Origin of the sequence: Arenimonas maotaiensis (genome assembly GCF_014638745.1) — a bacterium.
GTDB classification, from domain to species: Bacteria; Pseudomonadota; Gammaproteobacteria; order Xanthomonadales; family Xanthomonadaceae; genus Arenimonas; species Arenimonas maotaiensis.
This window is the reverse complement of the sequence record NZ_BMFO01000002.1, coordinates 472,489-493,186: the sequence shown is the minus strand read 5'-3', so window position 1 is coordinate 493,186 and position 20,698 is coordinate 472,489. Positions and strand designations below refer to the sequence as shown.

At 65.5% G+C, this 20,698-nt stretch carries 16 protein-coding genes and 6 tRNA genes; 2 read left to right on the top strand and 20 right to left on the bottom strand.

Annotated elements, in window-relative coordinates; genetic code table 11:
* Nucleotides 1–88: 88 nt before the first annotated feature.
* The 18 genes from lon to lexA form a co-directional block, all read right to left on the bottom strand.
* Entirely contained in the window at nt 89–2,578 is a 2,490-nt protein-coding gene (gene lon / locus IEV56_RS06425; RefSeq protein WP_188448936.1) for an endopeptidase La, read from the bottom strand.
* A 129-nt stretch (nt 2,579–2,707) separates the two neighbouring features.
* Complete coding sequence (clpX, locus tag IEV56_RS06420; RefSeq protein WP_188448934.1) at nt 2,708–3,991, bottom strand: ATP-dependent Clp protease ATP-binding subunit ClpX; 1,284 nt, start codon at nt 3,989–3,991, stop codon at nt 2,708–2,710.
* Nucleotides 3,992–4,073: 82 nt separating this feature from the next.
* Nucleotides 4,074–4,697 (bottom strand): ATP-dependent Clp endopeptidase proteolytic subunit ClpP, encoded by a 624-nt coding sequence (gene clpP / locus IEV56_RS06415; RefSeq protein WP_308419392.1) that lies wholly within the window; start codon nt 4,695–4,697, stop codon nt 4,074–4,076.
* 55 nt (nt 4,698–4,752) lie between these two features.
* Nucleotides 4,753–6,051 carry a trigger factor gene (gene tig, locus IEV56_RS06410; RefSeq protein ID WP_188448930.1) on the bottom strand — a complete coding sequence of 433 codons (1,299 nt, stop codon included), beginning with the start codon at nt 6,049–6,051 and terminating at the stop codon, nt 4,753–4,755.
* Nucleotides 6,052–6,142: 91 nt separating this feature from the next.
* A tRNA-Leu gene (locus IEV56_RS06405) sits at nt 6,143–6,227 on the bottom strand.
* A gap of 138 nt (nt 6,228–6,365) precedes the next feature.
* Nucleotides 6,366–6,442: transfer RNA gene (locus IEV56_RS06400), tRNA-His, on the bottom strand.
* A gap of 10 nt (nt 6,443–6,452) precedes the next feature.
* Nucleotides 6,453–6,529 (bottom strand) — tRNA-Arg (locus tag IEV56_RS06395).
* A gap of 57 nt (nt 6,530–6,586) precedes the next feature.
* Nucleotides 6,587–6,663: transfer RNA gene (locus tag IEV56_RS06390), tRNA-Pro, on the bottom strand.
* Nucleotides 6,664–6,684: 21 nt separating this feature from the next.
* Nucleotides 6,685–6,761, bottom strand: a tRNA-Arg gene (locus IEV56_RS06385).
* A 73-nt stretch (nt 6,762–6,834) separates the two neighbouring features.
* Entirely contained in the window at nt 6,835–7,773 is a 939-nt protein-coding gene (locus IEV56_RS06380; protein ID WP_188448928.1) for a copper resistance protein B, read from the bottom strand.
* On the bottom strand, nt 7,770–9,659 hold the full coding sequence (locus tag IEV56_RS06375) for a copper resistance system multicopper oxidase (protein WP_229730201.1): 1,890 nt from the start codon (nt 9,657–9,659) through the stop codon (nt 7,770–7,772). The genes IEV56_RS06380 and IEV56_RS06375 overlap by 4 nt, the downstream gene beginning before the upstream one ends.
* A gap of 63 nt (nt 9,660–9,722) precedes the next feature.
* Complete coding sequence (locus tag IEV56_RS06370; RefSeq protein WP_188448926.1) at nt 9,723–10,142, bottom strand: hypothetical protein; 420 nt, start codon at nt 10,140–10,142, stop codon at nt 9,723–9,725.
* 51 nt (nt 10,143–10,193) lie between these two features.
* A tRNA-Ser gene (locus IEV56_RS06365) sits at nt 10,194–10,286 on the bottom strand.
* Between the two features lie 66 nt (nt 10,287–10,352).
* Nucleotides 10,353–10,547 carry a carbon storage regulator CsrA gene (csrA, locus tag IEV56_RS06360; protein WP_188448924.1) on the bottom strand — a complete coding sequence of 65 codons (195 nt, stop codon included), beginning with the start codon at nt 10,545–10,547 and terminating at the stop codon, nt 10,353–10,355.
* Between the two features lie 75 nt (nt 10,548–10,622).
* A complete protein-coding gene (gene alaS, locus IEV56_RS06355) occupies nt 10,623–13,286 on the bottom strand; it encodes an alanine--tRNA ligase (protein WP_188448922.1) in 2,664 nt (887 codons plus the stop codon).
* 71 nt (nt 13,287–13,357) lie between these two features.
* Complete coding sequence (locus IEV56_RS06350; protein WP_229730200.1) at nt 13,358–13,849, bottom strand: regulatory protein RecX; 492 nt, start codon at nt 13,847–13,849, stop codon at nt 13,358–13,360.
* A gap of 2 nt (nt 13,850–13,851) precedes the next feature.
* Nucleotides 13,852–14,883 carry a recombinase RecA gene (gene recA / locus IEV56_RS06345; protein WP_188448920.1) on the bottom strand — a complete coding sequence of 344 codons (1,032 nt, stop codon included), beginning with the start codon at nt 14,881–14,883 and terminating at the stop codon, nt 13,852–13,854.
* 178 nt (nt 14,884–15,061) lie between these two features.
* Entirely contained in the window at nt 15,062–15,715 is a 654-nt protein-coding gene (gene lexA, locus IEV56_RS06340; protein WP_188448918.1) for a transcriptional repressor LexA, read from the bottom strand.
* 126 nt (nt 15,716–15,841) lie between these two features.
* Between lexA and IEV56_RS06335 the strand changes: the two genes are divergently transcribed.
* On the top strand, nt 15,842–16,390 hold the full coding sequence (locus IEV56_RS06335; RefSeq protein WP_188448916.1) for a YbhB/YbcL family Raf kinase inhibitor-like protein: 549 nt from the start codon (nt 15,842–15,844) through the stop codon (nt 16,388–16,390).
* A 4-nt stretch (nt 16,391–16,394) separates the two neighbouring features.
* On the opposite strand, the gene IEV56_RS06330 is transcribed toward IEV56_RS06335, so the two are convergent.
* Nucleotides 16,395–16,898: a CinA family protein gene (locus tag IEV56_RS06330; RefSeq protein ID WP_229730199.1), complete on the bottom strand. Its 504-nt coding sequence runs from the start codon at nt 16,896–16,898 to the stop codon at nt 16,395–16,397.
* Nucleotides 16,899–16,948: 50 nt separating this feature from the next.
* On the opposite strand from IEV56_RS06330, the gene mutS reads away from it, so the two are divergent.
* Nucleotides 16,949–19,528, top strand: coding sequence for a DNA mismatch repair protein MutS (mutS, locus tag IEV56_RS06325; RefSeq protein WP_188448914.1), 2,580 nt, complete (start codon nt 16,949–16,951; stop codon nt 19,526–19,528).
* Here mutS and IEV56_RS06320 read toward each other — a convergent pair.
* A complete protein-coding gene (locus IEV56_RS06320) occupies nt 19,476–20,681 on the bottom strand; it encodes a trans-sulfuration enzyme family protein (protein ID WP_188448912.1) in 1,206 nt (401 codons plus the stop codon). The genes mutS and IEV56_RS06320 overlap by 53 nt on opposite strands.
* Nucleotides 20,682–20,698: the final 17 nt, after the last annotated feature.

Here is a 20,698-nt window from a genome sequence, read left to right as displayed (position 1 = left end):
CGGTTGCAACAATTTATACCAGTGAACCATCCACCGCGCAATACCCTGCAAGCCTTTATTTTCGGGCGTTGCAGGGCTTTGGCCGGCGTCAATGCGTGCGCCGGGCGGACGCCGGATGCTTCGCCGCCGGCTTCGCCTTTGATTTCACGGCTTTTTTCGCGGCGGCCGCGGCTTTCGCTGAGCCCGAAAGCGGTTTGACCAACGCGATGTCGAGCACCTGATCGATCCATTTCACCGGCACGATTTCCAGGTCGCGGGTGACGTTGGCCGGAATGTCGGCGAGGTCCTTGCGGTTCTCTTCGGGAATCAGCACGGTGCGGATGCCGCCGCGCAAGGCCGCCAGCAACTTCTCCTTCAACCCGCCGATCGGCAGCACGCGGCCGCGCAAGGTGATCTCGCCGGTCATCGCGACATCGGCGCGCACCGGCACCTTCGACAGCGCCGACACCAGCGCGGTCACCATCGCGATGCCCGCGCTCGGACCGTCCTTCGGCGTCGCACCCTCCGGCACGTGCACGTGGGTGTCGAAGGTGTTGTGGAAATCGACGTCGAGACCGAGCTGTTGGCTGCGCGCGCGCACTACGCTGTAGGCCGCCTTGACCGACTCCTGCATCACGTCGCCGAGCTGTCCGGTGAGGATCAGCTGGCCCTTGCCAGGCATCAGCGTGGCTTCGATCTGCAGCAGGTCGCCGCCGACTTCGGTCCAGGCCAGACCGGTGACCAAGCCGACTTCGCTTTGTTCCTCGGCACGGCCGAAATCGAATCGGCGCACGCCCAGATAGGCGTCGAGATTGGCCGAACCGACGCATTTGAGCGCCGTCTTGGGTTTCTTGGCCGCTTTCACCGACTTGCCTTTCACTGACTTGCCTTTAGCCGGCTTGGCCGGACCGGCTAACGCGATTTCCTTGACCACCTTGCGGCAGATCTTGGCCAGTTCGCGTTCCAGCGAGCGCACGCCGGATTCGCGCGTGTAATAGCGCACGATGTCGCGCACGGCGTCGGCGTCGATGCGCAGTTCGCCGTCCTTCAGGCCGGCGGCCTTCAGCTGCTTGGGCAACAGGTAGCGCATGGCGATGTTGAGCTTCTCGTCCTCGGTGTAGCCGGGGATGCGAATGACCTCCATGCGGTCGAGCAGCGGGCCGGGGATATTCATCGAGTTCGAGGTGCACACGAACATCACTTCCGACAGGTCGAGGTCGACCTCCAGGTAATGGTCGTTGAAGTTGTGGTTCTGTTCCGGATCGAGCACCTCCAGCAGCGCCGCCGCCGGATCGCCGCGGAAATCGTTGCTCATCTTGTCGATCTCGTCGAGCACGAACAGCGGATTGCGGCTTTCGACCTTGTTGAGGTTCTGCACGATGCGCCCCGGCATCGAGCCGATGTAGGTGCGGCGGTGGCCGCGGATCTCGGCCTCGTCGCGCACGCCGCCGAGCGCCATGCGCACGAACTTGCGGTTGGTGGCCTTGGCGATGCTCTGACCGAGCGAAGTCTTGCCGACGCCGGGCGGACCGACCAGGCACAGGATCGGGCCTTTCATCTTCTGCACCCGCGCCTGCACGGCGAGGTATTCGAGGATGCGGTCCTTGACCTTCTCCAGGCCGTAGTGGTCCTCGTCGAGCACCTGCTGCGCCAATTTCAGGTCCTTGCGCACCTTGCTGCGCTTCTGCCACGGCACGCCGACCAGCCACTCGAGATAGTTGCGCACCACCGAGGCTTCGGCCGACATCGGCGACATCTGCTTGAGCTTGTTGAGTTCGCTCTTGGCTTTGGCTTCGACCGCCTTGGGCATACCGGCCTCGGCGATCTTGCGCGCCAACTCCTCGATCTCGTTGGGCGCCTCGTCGGAATCGCCGAGTTCCTTCTGGATCGCCTTCATCTGCTCGTTGAGGTAGTACTCGCGCTGGCTTTTCTCCATCTGGGTCTTGACCCGCGAACGGATGCGCTTCTCGATGTGCTGCACGTCGATTTCGCCCTCGACCAGGCCGATGAGGGTCTCGATGCGGGCATCAGGCGCCAACGTCTCCAGCAGCCGCTGCTTGTCGGCCAGGCGCAGGGTCAGGTGCGCGGCCACGGTATCGGCGAAGCGGCCGGCATCGTCGATGCCGGCCAAGGTGGCCAGCAGCTCCGGCGGCAGCTTGCGGTTGGATTTCACGTACTGCTCGAACAGGCCCATCAGGGCGCGCTGCGCGACTTCGGCCTCGCGCGCATCCTTTTCCAGCACGGCCTCGAGCGGCACGGCCTTGGCGGACAGGGAGTCATCGTGCAGCGCGACGTCTTCGGCGCGCACGCGCTGGACGCCCTCGACCAGCACCTTGATGGTGCCGTCGGGCAGCTTCAACAGCTGGATCACGGTGGCCAGGGTGCCGATGGCGTACAGGTCGTCGGCGACCGGGTCGTCGATGTCCGGGCTTTTCTGCGCCAGCAGCACGATCTGCTTGTCGCCCGCCATCGCGGCATCGAGCGCCTTCATCGACCGGTCGCGGCCGACGAACAGCGGAATCACCATATTCGGGTACACCACCACATCGCGCAGCGGCAGCACCGGCAGTCGGGTTTCGTCGCGGGTTTCGGTATTCATTTCGCACTCCTCGGCGGCGTCTGCCGCCCTGCTTCCTTTATGGGGCTTTTCCGGCCGCCTTGCAAGAGCCGAAAACGCGGAAAGCGGGGCATGCCCCGCTTTCCGGTGATGCTGGGTTCAGCCGCGGACTCAGTCGCCGGAGGCCGCTTTCGGCACCGGACCGTTGGAATAGATCAGGTACGGCTCGGCCTGGTGGTTGATGACCGATTCGTCGACCACCACCTTGCTGACGTTCTCCTGCGACGGCAGTTCGTACATGGTGTCGAGCAGCACCGACTCGAGGATGGTGCGCAGGCCGCGCGCGCCGGTCTTGCGCTTCATCGCCTTCTGGGCCACGGCGGCCAAGGCGTCCGGTCGGATTTCGAGCTCAACGCCCTCCATCTCGAACAGCTTGCGGAACTGCTTGGTGATGGCGTTCTTCGGCTCGGTCAGGATCTTGACCAGGGCCGCCTCGTCCAGTTCCTCGAGGGTGGCGACCACCGGCAAACGGCCGACGAATTCGGGAATCAGGCCGAACTTGATCAGATCCTCCGGCTCGACGTCATGTAGCAGCTTGGACACGTCCAGCTTGCGTTCGCTGGACTTGACCTTGGCGCCGAAGCCGATGCCGCCGGATTCGGCGCTGCGCTGCTGGATGATCTTGTCCAGGCCGGCGAACGCGCCGCCGCAGATGAACAGCATGTTCTTGGTGTCGACCTGCAGGAACTCCTGCTGCGGGTGCTTGCGGCCGCCCTGCGGCGGCACCGAGGCGACGGTGCCCTCGATCAGCTTCAGCAGCGCCTGCTGCACGCCTTCGCCGGACACGTCGCGGGTGATCGAGGTGTTCTCCGACTTGCGCGAAATCTTGTCGATTTCGTCGATGTAGACGATGCCGGACTGCGCCTTCTCGACGTCGTAATCGCACTTCTGCAGCAGCTTCTGGATGATGTTCTCGACGTCCTCGCCGACGTAGCCGGCTTCTGTCAAGGTGGTGGCGTCGGCGATGGTGAACGGCACGTTGAGCAGGCGCGCCAGGGTCTCGGCCAGCAGGGTCTTGCCGGAACCGGTCGGGCCGATCAGCAGGATATTGGATTTGGACAGCTCGATATCGTCGTTCTTGGCGCGCGACTCGATGCGCTTGTAGTGGTTGTACACCGCCACCGACAGCGTTTTCTTGGCGCGCGGCTGGCCGATCACGTATTGGTCGAGGACCTCGAGGATTTCCTTCGGCTTCGGCAGCTGGCTGCGCGCCGCGGCGCCCTTTTCCTGCAGCTCCTCGCGGATGATGTCGTTGCAGAGCGCGACGCATTCGTCGCAGATGAACACGCTCGGACCGGCGATCAGCTTGGTGACCTCATGCTGGCTTTTGCCGCAGAACGAGCAGTACAGGATTTTGGTGGTGTCGCCGGCGCGGGGCTTGCGGTCGTCGGTCATGGCAGTGTCTTCCTCGCAAAGGGGCACTCCCCCACGAGCATAGCACAAGCCATTCGGGGGGAAATCAAAGGGGCGTCAGGGCTCAGGCGGCGTGGATGCTGTCGGCCGGACGACGGTCCAGCACGCTGTCGACGATGCCGTAGGCTTTGGCCTCTTCGGCGGCCATGAAGTAATCGCGTTCGACGTCCTGTTCAATCTTTTCAATGGGTTGGCCGGTATTGGCGGCCAACTCGGCGTTCAGGCGTTCACGCAGATACAGGATTTCCTTGGCCTGGATCGCGATATCGGTGGCCTGCCCTTGGGCGCCGCCCGAGGGCTGGTGGATCATCACCCGCGAGTTCGGCAGGATGTGGCGCTTGCCCTTGGTGCCGGCGGCGAGCAGGAACGAGCCCATCGAGCAGGCCTGGCCGACGCAGATGGTGGATACATCGGGCTTGATGAAGCGCATGGTGTCGTAGATCGCCAGACCGGCGGTGACCACACCGCCGGGCGAGTTGATGTACAGGCTGATGTCCTTCTCCGGGTTCTCCGCTTCCAGGAACAGCAACTGCGCGACCACCACGTTGGCGACGTGGTCGTCGATCGGACCGACCAGGAAGATGACCCGTTCCTTCAGCAGACGCGAGTAGATGTCGTACGAACGTTCGCCGCGCGGCGTCTGTTCGACCACCATGGGGATCAGGTTGAGTCCTTGTGTAGCGGCCATGGCGTTCTCCTCGGGCATGCGTGGCTTCGGTTCGGGTCGAACCGTCGAATCTAGGTTAAACCGGACGCATCGCCTCGGTAAAGGACAGATTCTGGTCGGTCGATTGGGCGCGCTCGGCCACCCAGTCGATCACCTGCTCTTCCATCACGCGGTTCTGCAGTCCGGACATGAGATTGGGGTCGTTGCGGTAAAGTTCAATGACCTGCTTCGGCTCTTCGTAGGTCGAGGCGATCAGCGACAGGGTTTCCTTGACGCGGTTGAAGTCGAGCTTCAGGCCGTTCTGGCGCGCGATCTCGCCGACCAGCAGGCCGGCGGCGACGCGGTTGCGGGCAGGCACCATGAACTGGTCGAACGGATACACGGCGTCGGCTTGGCCCTGTTGGCGCGCCTGCTGCTGGGCGTTGGCGGCCAGATTGCGCGCCTCGGCTTCGATCAGCTTGGCCGGCAGTTCGACGTGGCTGTAGGCGGCGACCAGCTTCTGCGCCACTTCCGCGCGCAGACGGCTCATCAGCATGCCCTTCAGTTCGCGCTCGAGGTTGGCGCGCACTTCCTGGCGGAACACGTCGAGCTTGCCGCTCTTGACGCCGAAGCTTTTCACGAACGCTTCGTCGGCTTCAGGCACCTTCGGCTCGGAGACCTGGGTCGCCTTCAGGGTGACCTTGGCGTTCTGGCCGGCCAGCGCCGGCACCCGCCAGTCGGCCGGGAAGGTCACTTCCACTTCACGCTCGTCGCCGGCGGACATGCCGGACAGCTGCGCTTCCAGTTCCGGGAACATCACGCCGGAACCGATGACGGTGGCGCCCTTCTCGGCGCCGGTTTCCGGCACGCGCGCGCTCGCGGTGGCGGCGAAGGTCTCGACCGCGACCAGATCGCCGACTTGCGCCGCGCGGGTGACCGGCTCCCAGGTGCGGCGTTGTTGGCGCAGGGTGTCGATCATGTGGTCGATGTCGGCGTCCTCGACCTGCGCGTGCACGCGGACGATCTGCAGCTGGCTGACGTCGATGGTGCCGAAGTCCGGCACGATCTCGAAGGTCGCGGTGTAGCGGATTTCATTCTCGGCCGCACCCGGGTCGGCCTGGATGCTCGGCTGGCCGGCGATGCGCACGTTCTCCTGGCGCACGGCCTGGTCGAAGCTGGCGCGCACCAGTTCGCCGAAGGCCTCGGAACGGATCTGGTCGCCGAAACGCTGCTCGATCACCTTGGTCGGCACCTTGCCCTTGCGGAAGCCCTTCAGGTTGGCCTTGCCGGCCATGTCGCGCAGGCGGCCGTCGATCACCGAGGACAGGCGGTCGGCGGGGATGGACACGGTCATGCGACGTTCGAGACTGCTGGTGTTTTCGACTGAAACTTGCATTGCGACTCCTACCTGCGCGGCTGGCGCAGCTGAAAATGAAAAAACCCGCGGGAAGCGGGCTTGATGAATGAAGCACCCTTCCGTACGAAAGTGGTGCGAAAGGAGAGACTCGAACTCTCACGGGTTGCCCCACTGGAACCTAAATCCAGGGCGTCTACCAATTCCGCCACTTTCGCATGGGCCGAAGATGGAAACAGACGCCGGGGCTCGACCCGGAAGGACCTTTCGGGATTCCCGGCACGGATGCCCTGCGGGCGCCCGCAGGCGGCGTTTCGTAACAACTACGGACGCCCTTATTATGCCGTAAATAAGATTGGGGTGGAAGATGGGATTTGAACCCACGACCCTCGGAATCACAATCCGATGCTCTAACCAACTGAGCTACTCCCACCACAGGAGGTTGGCGCGCCCGACAGGAATCGAACCTGTAACCGCCGGCTTAGAAGGCCGGTGCTCTATCCAGTTGAGCTACGGGCGCTCAAGGGGGATTTTGCACCGAACCGCGCCATCGGGGAAGCGTTTGAGCGGATCGGTTTGGTCGGGGTTGAGGGATTCGAACCCCCGACCCTCTGGTCCCAAACCAGATGCGCTACCAGACTGCGCTAAACCCCGACAGGATAATGCCTGAAAAAATGGCGCGCCCGGAGAGATTCGAACTCCCGACCTACAAGTTCGTAGCCTGTTGCTCTATCCAGCTGAGCTACGGGCGCGCTGAGGTGTGAAATTATGGCCGAAAGCGGCGGAGGCGTCAACCATCCCGCCGCAAAATTTTACGCCGGCCGTTCAGAACCAGAGCCGGACCCCGGCCACCACATGCAGATCCGAGACATCCGCGCCATCCATGCGGCGCAGACGGGCGGCTTGGCCATAGGCCCTCTCCCACGCGACGCCCACATAGGGCGCGAAGCGGCGCCGGACTTCATAACGCAGACGCAGGCCGGCCTCGAGTGTGTTCAAGCCCTGGCCGATGCCGCGCGCCGGCTCGTCCTTGCCGTAGAAAGCGGCTTCCAGCTTGGGTTGCAGCACCCAGCGCGCGCCGAGCAGGGCCTCGTATTCGGCCTCCAGCCGCAGCGCGCTTTGGCCGGATTCGCCCAGATACGCCGTGGCATCGACCTCGAACTTGTACGGCGCCATGCCGATGAGGCCGACCGCCAGGTAGTCGCGGCCGTCGCCGGGCCGGACGTCGTGGCGGACGCCGGCTACCACATCCCACCAGGGCGAGATGCCGCGGCCGAACAACAACTCGACATCGGCCGCTTCGGTGACGCCGCCGACCCGCTCGCCGCCGCTACGTAGCCAGACGCGGTTCAAATCGGAGCCGACCCAGGCCTGCGCGCCCCAACGCAAGGCCCGACCGTCATCAGCCTCCCAGGTCTCCAGTTCGTCGACCAATACCTTACTGAACCACTGACTGTGGTGCGCATGGCTCGTGGTCAATGCAGGGAACGCCGCGGCGCGATCGGCGTCGGTGATGGCCGGCAACGGGGTTTTGGGCTCGGCAACCATGCCATGGCCCATCGCCGCGTGATCCATCGTCGAATGGTCATGAGCGGCCGGAGTCGGTTCCGGCGGCGCATCATGACCCATCGCGGAATGGTCCATTTGGGAATGGTCCACCTTGGAATGATCCATGGCCGAATGATCGACCTCCTGCGCCAAGCCCTGCTCCGCCAAAAACAGCGCGGCCGCGGCAACGGCAATCCGCAACGTGAGCGCGCTCATCCGACCACCCGCACTTCGCGCATCATGCCCGACTCCATGTGGTACAGCAGATGGCAATGATAGGCCCAGCGGCCGAGCGCATCGGCGCGCACGCGGTAGCTGCGCTTGCTGCCCGGCGGCATGTCGATCGTGTGCTTGCGGACCAGGAAGTTGCCGTTGTCGTCTTCCAGGTCGCTCCACATGCCGTGCAAGTGGATCGGGTGCGACATCATCGTGTCGTTGACCAGCGTGATCCGCATGCGCTCGCCGTAGTTGAGCTTGATCGGCCCGGACTGCGAGTGCTTCACGCCATTGAACGACCAGGCAAACTTCTCCATGTGGCCGGTCAGGTGCATCTCGAGCGTGCGACCGGGTTCACGCCCGTCGGGGTCGTCGAACAGGCTCCTGAGCATCGAGTAGCTCAGCGCTTTGCGACCATCCGTGCCCATTCCGTTGCCCGGATCGGCAAGGCGCGAGGTCGGCGTCATCGCCTGGTTGTCCACCAGCGGGTTGCCGTTCTCGGTCGCCGGATGCGTCTGCATGCCGGCCATGCCCGTCATCGACGAATGATCCATGCCGGCCATCGAGCCACCCGCCGGCGCACTGCCGGCCATCGCCGACATGTCGTGCCCGCTGTGATCCATGCCGGCCATGTCGTTGGCCGCCGCGGGTTTTGCGGCCGGCGCTGTGCCGTGGCCCATGGCGCTGTGGTCCATGCCCGCCATCGAGCCGCCGCCGTGGGCGCCGTGGTCGGCCATGCCCATGTCGGCCATCGTCAGGATGGGGCGCGGATCGAGCTTCGGAATCGGCGCGCGCAGGCCCTCGCGCACGGCGAGCGTGCCCGAGACATAGCCCGTGCGCCCGGAGTCCTGGGCGAAGATCGTGAACGCGTCCTGCCCGCTGGGCTCGACGATGACGTCGTACGTCTCGGCCGTCGCGATGCGGAACTCATCGATGGTGACCGGATGCACCGGCAGGCCGTCCGCGGCCACGACGGTCATCTTCAGGCCCGGGATGCGCACGTCGAAGTACGTCATCGCCGAGCCGTTGATGAAGCGAAGGCGCACCTTCTCGCCCGACTTGAACAGCCCGGTCCAGTTGCCCAGGGCCGTGGTGCCGTTCATGAGGTAGGTGTAGGTGTTGGCATTGACGTCCGAGATGTCGGTCGGCGTCATGCGCATCTGCCCCCACATCTTCCGGTCCTCGAGCGTCGCCGACAGGCCCTTTTTCTGCGCGTCGCGAATGAAGTCGCCGACGGTGCGCTTGTAGGTGTTGTCGAAGTCCGCCATCTTCTTCAGACGCGCGTACAGATCGGCCGGCGACAGGTCGGTCCAGTCGCTGAGCAGCACCACATGGTCGCGCTCGTAGCGGAACGGCTCGGGCTCGCGCGCGTCCACGATCAGCGCGCCGTACAGGCCGGCCTGCTCCTGGAAGCCGGAATGGCTGTGGTACCAATAGGTGCCGGATTGGTTGAGCTGGAAGCGGTATAGCCAGGACTCGCCGCGGCGGATGCCGTCGAAGCTCATGCTCGGTACGCCGTCCATGTTGGCCGGCAGCAGGATGCCATGCCAGTGGATGGAGGTGGTGTCGCCGAACACAGAGTCCGGCGGCAAGGCGTTGTCGACGCGCAGGGTGACGGTGTCGCCCTCGCGCCAACGCAGCACCGGCGCCGGCAGGGAGCCGTTGACGGTGATGGCGGTGCGGCGTTTGCCAGTGAAGTTCACCGGCAATTCGCCGATGCGCAGATGGAAGTCGGTGCCGGTGAGCACCGGCACGGCGGGCGGCATGGCAGCCGCGAATGACCCGTGCGGCCAAGCGCCGATACCGGCGACGATGCCGCCGGCGGCGAGACCCTGCACGAATCGGCGGCGGCCGGGCATGATGGGCCCGGAATGGATATTTTTCATGGTTTTTTCCGATAGTGGACGAACGGATGCCGGCATCTTAGCCGACACGGCATAACGCTTTCGTCAAACGGAAATGGGTGGCCTGAGCGTCAAATCGACGGGCGAGCTGGACTGGATATGCGGGTGATAAACGGGCGGCCGACTGGCGACCCGGATTGAGGCGGACGAAACAGCCGTGGGCGGCTCCAAGGCCTGCGCGAGTTGGCAGAACCAGGCGCACTTCACCTTGCAGGCATCGACAGGACCGCAATCGTCCGACTCAGCAGCGGCATGCGGGAAATGGCCGCCGGCCGCATGGTCTTCAACGTCCGAATAAACAGCGTGTCCGGAATCGGCCGAATGCGGGGAAGCGGAAAGGCCCGGCATCGGCATCGGCATCGCGGCGGCCGATTGGAAGTGGCCGGCATTCAGCAGGCAGAAGACGAGCAGCAAAGCCGCATGGAAACCGTATTTGGCTGCCCGGATTTGCTGAAGGATCGTCATGGATGCGGTGTTCGCTGGGGACTTCGCTGGGAACGACAACTAATCAAAATATGGCGGAGAGAGAGGGATTCGAACCCTCGATAAGGCTTTTGACCCTATACTCCCTTAGCAGGGGAGCCCCTTCGGCCTCTCGGGCATCTCTCCGGGGTTACGACGGAACGCAGTTCCGGCGTCCGCCTATGATACGGCCTTTGGCCGCCGAGGTAAACCTCAATCCGCTTTCGGCTCGTCCTCGGCCGGGGTTTCCCGCCCGATCTTCTGGTAAATCTCCTCGCGGTGCACGCCCACGTCCTTGGGCGCGGTGATGCCCAGGCGCACCTGATTGCCCTTGACGCCGAGCACCGTCACGGTGATGTTGTCGCCGATCATCAGTGTCTCGCCGACGCGCCGGGTCAGGATTAACATGCCAACTCCAAAATATCGAATCGAATATCAGGTTTCGCGCATATGCTAGCCCCAAAACGGGGCTAGGGCAAACGCCTAGGTCAGGCGCGCCGCCAGCCAGGCATCGAGCCCGGCCAAGGCCGCATCCAGTGCCGGACCGTCTTCGCCGCCGCCTTGCGCGAAATCCGGACGGCCGCCGCCCTTGCCGCCGATCTGCACGGCGATATGACTCAGCACCTCACCGGCTTTGAACGTGGCCTGGGCTGCGCCTTGCACGCCCGCCACCAACGACACCTTGCCGTCCTGACCGGAGGCCAGCACGATCACCGAGTCGGGCAACTGGGTCTTCAGGTTATCGACCAGTTCGCGCAGACCCTTGCCGTCCACGCCCGCCACGCGGGCCTTGACCAGCTTGAACGGACCGAGCGCGGCGGCCTTGGCCGCCAAGTCGCTGCTCTGGCCGGAGGCGGCCTTGGCCTTGAAGGCCTCCAGTTCGCGCTCCAGCTTCTTCTGGCGCTCCAGCAGCTGCGACAGTTTGTCGAGCACGTCGCCGCCGCGCGCGCCGACCAGTTCGGCGGCCTGCTGCAACGTGGCTTCACTGTGCTTGAACGCGGCCACGGCGCTGGCGCCGGTGGTGGCCTCGATGCGGCGCACGCCGGCCGCGATGCCGGCCTCCGACAGGATCTTGAACACGCCGATGTCGCCGGTACGATGCACGTGGGTGCCGCCGCACAGCTCGGTGGAGAACTCGCCCATGCGCAGCACGCGCACGCGTTCGCCGTACTTCTCGCCGAACAGCGCCATGGCGCCGAAATCCAGCGCTTCCTGCATGCCCATGTGATGCACTTCGGCTTCGGCGTTGCGGCGGATTTCCGCGTTCACCAGGTCTTCGATGGTCTGCAACTGCTCGGCGCTGACCGCCTGGAAGTGCGAGAAGTCGAAGCGGGTGCGTTCGGCGGTGACCAGCGAACCCTTCTGGCTGACGTGCTCGCCCAACACCTTGCGCAGCGCGGCATGCAGCAGGTGGGTGGCGCTGTGGTTGAGCACCGTGGCCTGACGGCGGGCGCCGTCGACGCGTGCCGAGAGTTTGTCGCCGAGCGCGATTGAACCGGTTTCAAGCCGGCCGGCATGGCCGTGGAAAACCGCCGACAGCTTCTGCGTATCGGTGACCGCGAAGCGCACCGCGCCCGAGCACAGCAGGCCGGCGTCGCCGGCCTGGCCGCCGGATTCGGCGTAGAACGGCGTGCGGTCGAGCACCACCACGCCGTGTTCGCCGGCCGCCAGCGACGGCACCGGCTGGTTGTCTTTCAGCAACGCGACGACCTTGCAGCCGTCCAGCTCCAGCGTTTCATAGCCTTTGAATTCAGTCGGGTGCAGGCTGGCCACCAACTCGGCCGGCAGACCCACGCTGCCGCCGAACTTGCCGGCGGCGCGGGCGCGCTCGCGTTGCTGGTCCATCAACGCTTCATACTGCGGCATCGCATCCGCCACCGGCTCCAGACCGCGCTCGCGCAGGATGTCGAGGATGAGATCGGGCGGACAGCCGAAGGTGTCGTGCAGCAGGAACAGCTGCTCGCCGGAGACGGTGTTGCCGGCCTCGGCCAGCATGCCGTCCAGCTTCTGCATGCCGGCATCCAAGGTGCTCGCGAACGCCGCCTCTTCCGCCTTCAAGGCCTGCTCGATCAGCGCGCGCTTGGCGTTCAGCTCCGGATAGGCCTCGCCCATCTTCTCGGCCAGAGGCGCCAGCATGCGCCAGAACAGGCCGTCGGCCTTCAGCGCGCCCAGCTTCCAGAGGTGGCGTACGGCGCGGCGGATGATACGGCGCAGCACATAGCCGCGGCCCTCGTTGGACGGCAACACGCCGTCGGCGATCAGGAACGCGCAAGCGCGGATGTGATCGGCGATGACGCGCAGCGACTTGTTGCCGAGGTCGGCGGTGTGAGTGAGCTCGGCGGCGCGGCGGATCAGGTGCTCGAACAGATCGATCTCGTAATTGCTGTGCACATGCTGCAGCACCGCGGCGATGCGCTCCAAGCCCATGCCGGTGTCGACGCATGGCGCCGGCAACGGCAGCAGGGTGCCGTCCGGCTGGCGGTCGAACTGCATGAACACGTTGTTCCAGATCTCGATGTAGCGGTCGCCGTCCTCGTCCGGCGAGCCGGGCGGGCCACCGGCGATGTGTTCGCCGTGATCGTAGAAGATCTCGGTGCACGGACCGCAGGGGCCGGTGTCGGCCATCTGCCAGAAGTTGTCGGAGGCGTACGGCGCGCCTTTGTTGTCGCCGATGCGGATGATGCGCTCGGGCGGCAGGCCGATGTCCTTGTGCCAGATGTCGAACGCTTCGTCATCGGTGTGATAGATGGTGACCAGCAGCTTTTCTTTCGGCAGCTGCCAGACGCCGGTCAGCAGTTCCCAGGCATAGGCGATGGCGTCTTTCTTGAAATAGTCGCCGAAACTGAAATTGCCCAGCATCTCGAAGAAAGTGTGGTGGCGCGCGGTGTAGCCGACTTGGTCGAGGTCGTTGTGCTTGCCGCCGGCGCGCACACAGCGTTGCGAGCTGACCGCACGGGTGTAGCTGCGCTTCTCGGCGCCGAGGAACACGTCCTTGAATTGCACCATACCGGCATTGGTGAACAGCAGCGTCGGGTCGTTGCCGGGCACCAGCGGACTGCTGGGCACCACGGTGTGACCTTTGGACGCGAAGAAATCCAGGAAGTCCTGGCGGATTTGCGCACTCGAGCGCGGAGCGGATTTGGACATGTTTTACCCGAAACGAAGCGGAACGGCGGCAGGCGCCCTAGCCCTTGATTTTAAACCATTCCGGCCGTTTATTACGGGTCTTCCGGGAGATTTTCCGCTCCATCGGCCCAGTCCGCGACCCGCGCCGCGGCGTAGGCGGTGCGGGTGTCGAAACCGCGCCGGAGCAGGAAGTCGACCGCTTTTCGGACCTGCGCAGGATCGGCCTGGATTTTCCGCAGGTAGCGGCGTTCGATCAGGTCCTTGGCCATATCCAGCCAATCGCAGGCCAAGGCCGAGATGGCCTGCTCGACGGTTTCGCCGTCCAGGGCGTGCTGGGACATCTCGGCCCGGATGCGGATCGGGCCGTAACCGGCGGACTGCCGGGACCTGGCCAGAGCCTGGGCGAAGCGTTCGTCGTTCTGGAAATCCTGGCGCGACAGCGTTTCCAGCGCCGCGTCGATTTCCCCGGCGTCCTTGCCGCGCTGCGCCAGCTTACGTTTCAGTTCGCGCCGGGAGTGCTCGCGGCGTACCAACAGACCAAGGGCCTGCTGGTACGCCGGAAGCTCCGAAACCTTTTTCCGCACGATCAGGCTTCGGCGTCTTCAACCGGCTTGCGCGGCACGATGACCGGCTTCAGTTTTTCCTTGATCTTGGCTTCCAGCTCGGCGGCCATTTTCGGATTGTCCTTCAGGTACTGGCGGGCGTTTTCCTTGCCTTGGCCGATGCGTTCGCCGAGCGCGCTGTACCAGGCGCCGGACTTCTCGACGAACTTGGCGTCGACGCCGAGCTCGAGGATCTCGCCTTCGCGCGAGATGCCTTCGCCGTACAGGATTTCGGTGACCACCTGCTTGAACGGCGGCGCCATCTTGTTCTTGACCACCTTGATGCGGGTCTCGTTGCCGATGATCTCGTCGCCCTTCTTGACCGAACCGATACGGCGGATGTCCAGGCGGACCGAGGCGTAGAACTTGAGCGCATTGCCGCCGGTGGTGGTTTCGGGATTCTGGCCCGGCATCATCATACCGATTTTCATGCGCAGCTGGTTGATGAAGATGACCATGCAGTTGCTGCGCTTGATGTTGCCGGTCAGCTTGCGCAGGGCCTGGCTCATCAGGCGCGCCTGCAGTCCGACCTGCATCTCGCCCATCTCGCCCTCGATTTCGGCGCGCGGTGTCAGCGCGGCGACCGAGTCGACCACGACCAGATCGACCGCGTTGGAGCGCACCAGCATATCGACGATCTCCAGCGCCTGCTCGCCGGTGTCGGGCTGGGAGATCAGCAGGTCGTCGAGGTTGACGCCCAGCTTCTGCGCATAGGTCGGGTCGAGCGCGTGCTCGGCGTCGACGAAGGCGGCGGTGCCGCCGGCCTTCTGGCACTGGGCGATGGTTTGCAGGGTCAGCGTGGTCTTGCCCGAGGATTCCGGACCGTAGATTTCGACCACGCGGCCTTTCGGCAGGCCGCCGACGCCCAGCGCCAGGTCGAGCATGATCGAACCGGTGCTGATCACTTCGGTAGCTTCGACGTTCTTGTCGCCCATGAGCATGACCGTGCCCTTGCCGAATTGCTTGTCGATCTGCGCCAGTGCGGCGGCCAGGGCGCGTTTCTTGTTCTCATCCATGGTGCGGTTCCTCAGGGTGTGGAAGTGGTAGGGAAAGCGTAGCGCGGGGCCATCGCATAGGCTGAGACGCTACGCAAACCAGTATTCGGGCGACGGGTGCCGGCCGGAACCGGAATCCGGCCCGGCGCGCTGTCGGAAAACAGCGTATCGCGGCATGCGGGAAACGGGCGTGAACGGTTCATCGCGACGGGCGGATCAGGCCGCAATACAGGCCTTCGATGGCGAAGTCCTGGTCGGGACGGACGTCGATCGGCTTGAAATCGGGATTGCGCGGCAACAGCCGGATGCCGTTCTTGGCGATGCGCAGGCGCTTGATGGTGATTTCGTCGTCCAGCCGGGCGACTACGATCTGGTCGTTGACCGCCTGTTGGGTGCGGTGGATGCCGACCAGATCGCCGTCGAAGATGCCGTCATCGCGCATCGAATCGCCTTTGACCTTCAGCAGGTAATCCGGCGCCGGCGAGAAGAACGCCCGATCCAACAGCACGAAATCGTCGGACGGGATGTCGGCGCCGATGGGCAGGCCGGCCGCCACCCGCCCTAAGACAGGCAAACGCAGGGCATCGCCGGCCGATTCCTCCCGAGGACGAGGCAGGGGAATCTCCACGTCCTCATCGGACTGCGGATGGCACAGGCGGATGCCGCGCGCCTGTCCGGGCAGGCGGCGGATGTATCCGGCATGTTCGAGGATATCCAAATGGTATTGCGCCCCGCGCACGCCGCGGTAGCCCATGGCGTTGGCGATTTCGGTCTGCGAGGGCGGCACGCCCTCCGCTTCAATGCGTTGGGCGATGAAGGCGAGAATGGCTTGTTGGGCGCTTGAGATATCCATGAGTAGTAATACTACTAACAATAATGCATCTGTCAAGCAGAAATTTTCGGCGGCCGGCTTTCACAGGCTCCCGGCGGCCACCGCTCTATAATCCGTTTCATCGTCATCAACCACCGGAGTACCGCCATGAGCCTTCGCCTCGCCGCCCTCGCCCTTTCCCTTGCCGCCTCGACCGCCATGGCCACGGATTTCAGCCTGAGCAGTGCGCAGATCAAGCCCGGCGCCACCCTGACCGACACGCAGGTGTTCAACGGTTTCGGCTGCAGCGGCGGCAACGTCTCGCCGGCGTTGGCGTGGCAAGGCGCGCCGGAAGGCACCAAGAGCTATGCGCTGACCGTGTACGACCCGGACGCGCCGACCGGCTCGGGCTGGTGGCACTGGGTGGTGTACAACATTCCGGCCAAGGTGAATTCGCTGCCGGAAGGCGCCGGCAGCGGCGATTTCGCCGGATTGCCGGCGGGCGCGGCCCAAGGCCGTACCGACTTCGGCAGCGTCGGCTTCGGCGGCGCCTGCCCGCCGGTCGGCGACAAACCGCACCGCTACATCTTCACCGTACACGCGCTGAAGACCGAGCGGCTGGAGATTCCCGAGGGCGCCACCGCCGCGCTGATCGGCTACATGATCAACGCCAACAAGCTCGGTTCGGCCAGTTTCACCGCCTATTACGGCCGCTGAGGCCTCAAGCCAACGCCATCAGGCCGCGCAGGGACTCGGCCACGGTCTGACGGCGCACCGCCTCGCGGTCGCCGTCGAAGTGGAACACCTCGGCCTTCGGATATTGGCCGCGCCGCTTCCAGGCGATCCAGACCGTGCCGACCGGCTTGCCCGGCAGGCCGCCGCCCGGGCCGGCGATGCCGGTGACCGCCACCGCCAGACTGGCGCCCGAGGTGATCAAGGCGCCGGACACCATCTCCAGCGCGGTTTCCTTGCTGACCGCGCCGTGTTCCATCAGGGTTTCCGGACGCACGCGCAACAACGCCTGCTTGGCTTCGTAGCTGTAAGCCGCCATGCCGCAGTCGAACCAGGCCGAACTGCCCGGAATGTCGGTGAGGATCTTGGCGATCCAGCCGCCGGTGCAGCTCTCGGCGGTGCACAGCGTCAGATGCTCGGCCTTCAGGCGCTCGCCCAACTGCTGGGCGGTGGCCTGCAAGGCCGCGTCGGTGGCGTATTCAGGAGCGTTCAAGCGGGCGTCCTCGCGGTAAACTTAGGCCTCAAGCATAAGCGAAAAGCCCCATGAGTTCGAACGATTTCTCCCAGCACACGCCGCTGATGCGGCAGTATTTCACCGCCAAAGCCGAATACCCCGATGTGCTGCTGTTCTTCCGCATGGGCGACTTCTACGAGCTGTTCCACGACGACGCGCGCAAGGCCGCGCGCCTGCTCGACATTACCCTGACCCAGCGCGGCCAGAGCGGCGGCAACGCCATCCCGATGGCGGGCGTGCCGTTCCACGCCGCCGACGGCTATCTGGCGCGGCTGGTGGCCTTGGGCGAATCGGTGGCGATCTGCGAACAGATCGGCGATCCGGCGTTGGCCAAAGGCCTGGTCGAACGCAAGGTGGTGCGCGTCATCACCCCCGGCACGCTGACCGACGAGGCGTTGCTGGAGGACCGCCGCGAACTGCTGCTGCTGTCGGTATCGCACGGCAAAAGCGGCTACGGTCTGGCCTGGGCCGATGTCGCGGCCGGCCGTTTCCTGCTCAGCACAGCGGGCGATGCCGACCAGTTGGCGGCCGAGCTGGCGCGCTTGAATCCGGCCGAAATCCTGATTCCCGACGACGAGACGCTGGCCGAACAGCTGGCCGGAACCAAAGGCCTGCGCCGGCGTCCGGTCTGGTATTTCGACGCCGACACCGGCACTCGGCAATTGCTGCAGTTCTTCGGCGTGGCCGATCTGTCCGGCTTCGGGCTGGCTGAAAAAAGCGCGGCCAACGCCTTGGCGATCGGCGCCGCCGGCGCCCTGCTCGGCTATCTGGAAGAAACCCAGAAACAGCGTCTGCCGCACCTGAGCTCGCTGCAATGGGAGATTGCCGACGAGGCGATTGCCATGAACGCCGCCACCCGCCGGCATCTGGAGCTGGACGAACGCTTCGACGGCCAGCTGCAGCATACCCTGCTCGGCGTGCTCGACAGCACCTGCAGCCCGATGGCCGGACGCCTGCTGCGGCGCTGGCTGCATCGGCCGCTGCGCGACGCGGCGGTGGTCGGCAACCGGCATGCCGCGGTGCAGAGCCTGCTGGACGCCGGCCTGCACGACAGCCTGCGCGCCGTGTTCCGCGGCATCGGCGACCTGGAGCGCATCCTGACCCGCGTCGCCCTGCGCAGCGCGCGCCCGCGCGACCTCAGCACCCTGCGCGACGGCCTGAAGAAACTGCCGGACATCCACGCCCTGCTCGCCGGCTGCGACGCGCCGCGCATCCGCGAACTGTGCGCGGTGATGGTGCAGCATCCGGAACTGGCCGCGCATCTGGAGCGCGCGTTGCTGGAACAGCCGGCGGTGCTGCTGCGCGACGGCGGCGTGTTCGCGCCCGGCTTCGACGCCGAGCTGGACGAGCTGCGCCAGCTCTCGACCCATGCCGACCAGTTCCTGATCGACCTGGAGGCGCGCGAGAAGGCCGCCACCGGCATCGCCACGCTCAAAGTCGGCTACAACCGGGTGCACGGCTATTACATCGAGATCAGCAAGGGGCAGGCCGACAAGGCGCCGGCGCACTACACCCGCCGGCAGACGCTGACCGGCGCCGAGCGCTTCATCACCGAGGAACTGAAGGGCTTCGAGGACAAGGTGCTGTCGGCGCGCGAGCGCGCCTTGGCCCGCGAGCGGTTGTTGTACGAACAACTGCTGGACGAATTGAACGGCCATCTGCCGGCCCTGCGCGCCTGCGCCCAGGCTTTGGCCGAATGCGACGTGCTGGCCTGCTTCGCCGAACGCGCCGAATCGCTGGACTGGTGCCGCCCGCACCTGCGCGCCGAAGACGGCATCCGCATCTTGCGCGGCCGCCATCCGGTGGTGGAACATGTGCGCGAACAGCCGTTCGAACCGAACGACCTGGTGTTGGACGGCGAACGCCGCATGCTGCTGATCACCGGTCCGAACATGGGCGGCAAGTCCACCTACATGCGCCAGAACGCGTTGATCATCCTGCTCGCCTACATCGGCAGCTTCGTGCCGGCCGACGCCGCCGAAATCGGCCCGATCGACCGCATCCTGACCCGCATCGGCGCCGGCGACGACCTGGCGCGCGGGCAATCGACCTTCATGGTCGAGATGGCCGAGACCAGCTTCATCCTGCGCAACGCCAGCGCCCGTTCGTTCGTGCTGATGGACGAAATCGGCCGCGGCACTTCGACCTACGACGGCCTGGCGCTGGCGCAGGCCTGCGCCGAGGCGCTGAGCGCCGACAACCGCGCCTACTGCCTGTTCGCCACCCACTATTTCGAATTGACCGCGCTGCCGGAATCGCATCCGGGCGTGCGCAACGTGCACCTCGACGCGGTCGAGCACGGCGACCGGCTGATCTTCATGCACGCGGTCAAGGACGGTCCGGCCAACCGCAGTTTCGGCCTGCAGGTGGCGGCCTTGGCCGGCCTGCCGAAACCGGTGCTGAGCCGCGCCAAGCAGGCCTTGACGCAACTGGAAAGCAAGTCGCGGCCGGCACTCGACCTGCAGGCCGAGGCCTTGGATAATCCGCAACAGCTCGGCCTGTTCGTGCCCGACGACGCCTTGGCCAAGGCCGTGGACGCGCTGGAGCCGGACGAACTTACGCCGAAGCAAGCGCTCGAGGCGCTGTACCGGCTGAAACAGCTGCGTTGAGCGCCCGGGCCAGATCGGCCCAGATGTCCTCGACGTGTTCGATGCCGACCGACAACCGGATCAGGCCGGGGCCGATGCCGTGCTGCGCGCGCGCCGCTTCCGACACCACGCGGTGGGTCAAACCGGCCGGATGCTGGATCAGGGTATCGACCGAACCCAAGCTGACCGCCGGCGTGCATAGACGCACCGCCGCCAGCATGGCCGCCGCGCCGGCATAGCCCTGCGCCAATTCGAACGCCAGCAACGCGCCCGGGCCGCGCATCTGCTTGCGATAGATCGCCGCCTGCGCGCCGTCATGCAGCAACGGGAAATGCACGGCGGCCACCGCCGGATGCGCGGCCAAGCGCTCGGCGATGGTCTGCGCGTTGGCCTGCGCGCGTTCGACCCGCAGGTTGAGCGTGGCCAGCCCGCGGTGCAGCAGATAGGCGGCCAACGGATGCAGCAGCGCGCCGGTGGCGGCGCGCACGGTGCGCAGCGGTTTAGCACGTGCTTCGCTGCAGCTGACCACGCCGGCGATCACGTCGCCGTGGCCGGACAGGAACTTGGTGGCGCTGTGCAGCACGTACGCCGCGCCGTGTTCGGCCGGGCGCTGGATGCAGGCCGGCGCGAAGCTGGAATCGACCAGCACCGGCACGCTGCCGGCGGCGGCCACCACCGCGGCGATATCGACCAACTGCAAGGTCGGATTGGCCGGCGTTTCGATGATCACCAGGGCGGTGTCGGGCCGCAGTTTGGCGGCAATGTCGTCGGCCGCCACGAATTCGGTCTCCAGCCCGCACAGGCCGGAGGCCAGCAGATGATCGGCGGTGCCGTACAGCGGGCGCACCGCCAGCACATGGTTGCCGCGGCTCTTGGCGTCCAACAGCACGGCGGTCAGCGCGGCCATACCCGAACCGTAGGCCACGCAGGCGTCCATGCCTTCCAACTGCGCGATGGCCGATTCCACCCGCGCCACGGTCGGATTGTGCAAGCGCGCGTAGATCGGGTTGGCGGCGGAGGCTTCGCCGGCCACCAAGGCGTCGAAACTGGCGGTTCCGATGCCCAAGTCAGGCGTCGGATAGGTGGTCGACAGGTCGATCGGCGGCGCATGCACGCCGAGGCGGCTGAAGTCTTCGCGGCCGGCGTGGACGCTGAGGGTATCGAGGTGGGACATGACTGGCTCCGGTCGGA

What these genes read in the sequence shown, in the direction of transcription:
- mutS (WP_188448914.1), top strand. Translation starts at nt 16,949, where the DNA reads ATGAGTTCGAACGATTTCTCCCAGCACACGCCGCTGATGCGGCAGTAT.
- IEV56_RS06380 (WP_188448928.1), bottom strand. Translation starts at nt 7,773, where the DNA reads ATGAGCGCGCTCACGTTGCGGATTGCCGTTGCCGCGGCCGCGCTGTTT.
- lon (WP_188448936.1), bottom strand. Translation starts at nt 2,578, where the DNA reads ATGAATACCGAAACCCGCGACGAAACCCGACTGCCGGTGCTGCCGCTG.
- csrA (WP_188448924.1), bottom strand. Translation starts at nt 10,547, where the DNA reads ATGTTAATCCTGACCCGGCGCGTCGGCGAGACACTGATGATCGGCGAC.
- clpX (WP_188448934.1), bottom strand. Translation starts at nt 3,991, where the DNA reads ATGACCGACGACCGCAAGCCCCGCGCCGGCGACACCACCAAAATCCTG.
- clpP (WP_308419392.1), bottom strand. Translation starts at nt 4,697, where the DNA reads ATGGCCGCTACACAAGGACTCAACCTGATCCCCATGGTGGTCGAACAG.
- tig (WP_188448930.1), bottom strand. Translation starts at nt 6,051, where the DNA reads ATGCAAGTTTCAGTCGAAAACACCAGCAGTCTCGAACGTCGCATGACC.
- recA (WP_188448920.1), bottom strand. Translation starts at nt 14,883, where the DNA reads ATGGATGAGAACAAGAAACGCGCCCTGGCCGCCGCACTGGCGCAGATC.
- IEV56_RS06370 (WP_188448926.1), bottom strand. Translation starts at nt 10,142, where the DNA reads ATGACGATCCTTCAGCAAATCCGGGCAGCCAAATACGGTTTCCATGCG.
- IEV56_RS06375 (WP_229730201.1), bottom strand. Translation starts at nt 9,659, where the DNA reads ATGAAAAATATCCATTCCGGGCCCATCATGCCCGGCCGCCGCCGATTC.
- lexA (WP_188448918.1), bottom strand. Translation starts at nt 15,715, where the DNA reads ATGGATATCTCAAGCGCCCAACAAGCCATTCTCGCCTTCATCGCCCAA.
- IEV56_RS06320 (WP_188448912.1), bottom strand. Translation starts at nt 20,681, where the DNA reads ATGTCCCACCTCGATACCCTCAGCGTCCACGCCGGCCGCGAAGACTTC.
- IEV56_RS06335 (WP_188448916.1), top strand. Translation starts at nt 15,842, where the DNA reads ATGAGCCTTCGCCTCGCCGCCCTCGCCCTTTCCCTTGCCGCCTCGACC.
- alaS (WP_188448922.1), bottom strand. Translation starts at nt 13,286, where the DNA reads ATGTCCAAATCCGCTCCGCGCTCGAGTGCGCAAATCCGCCAGGACTTC.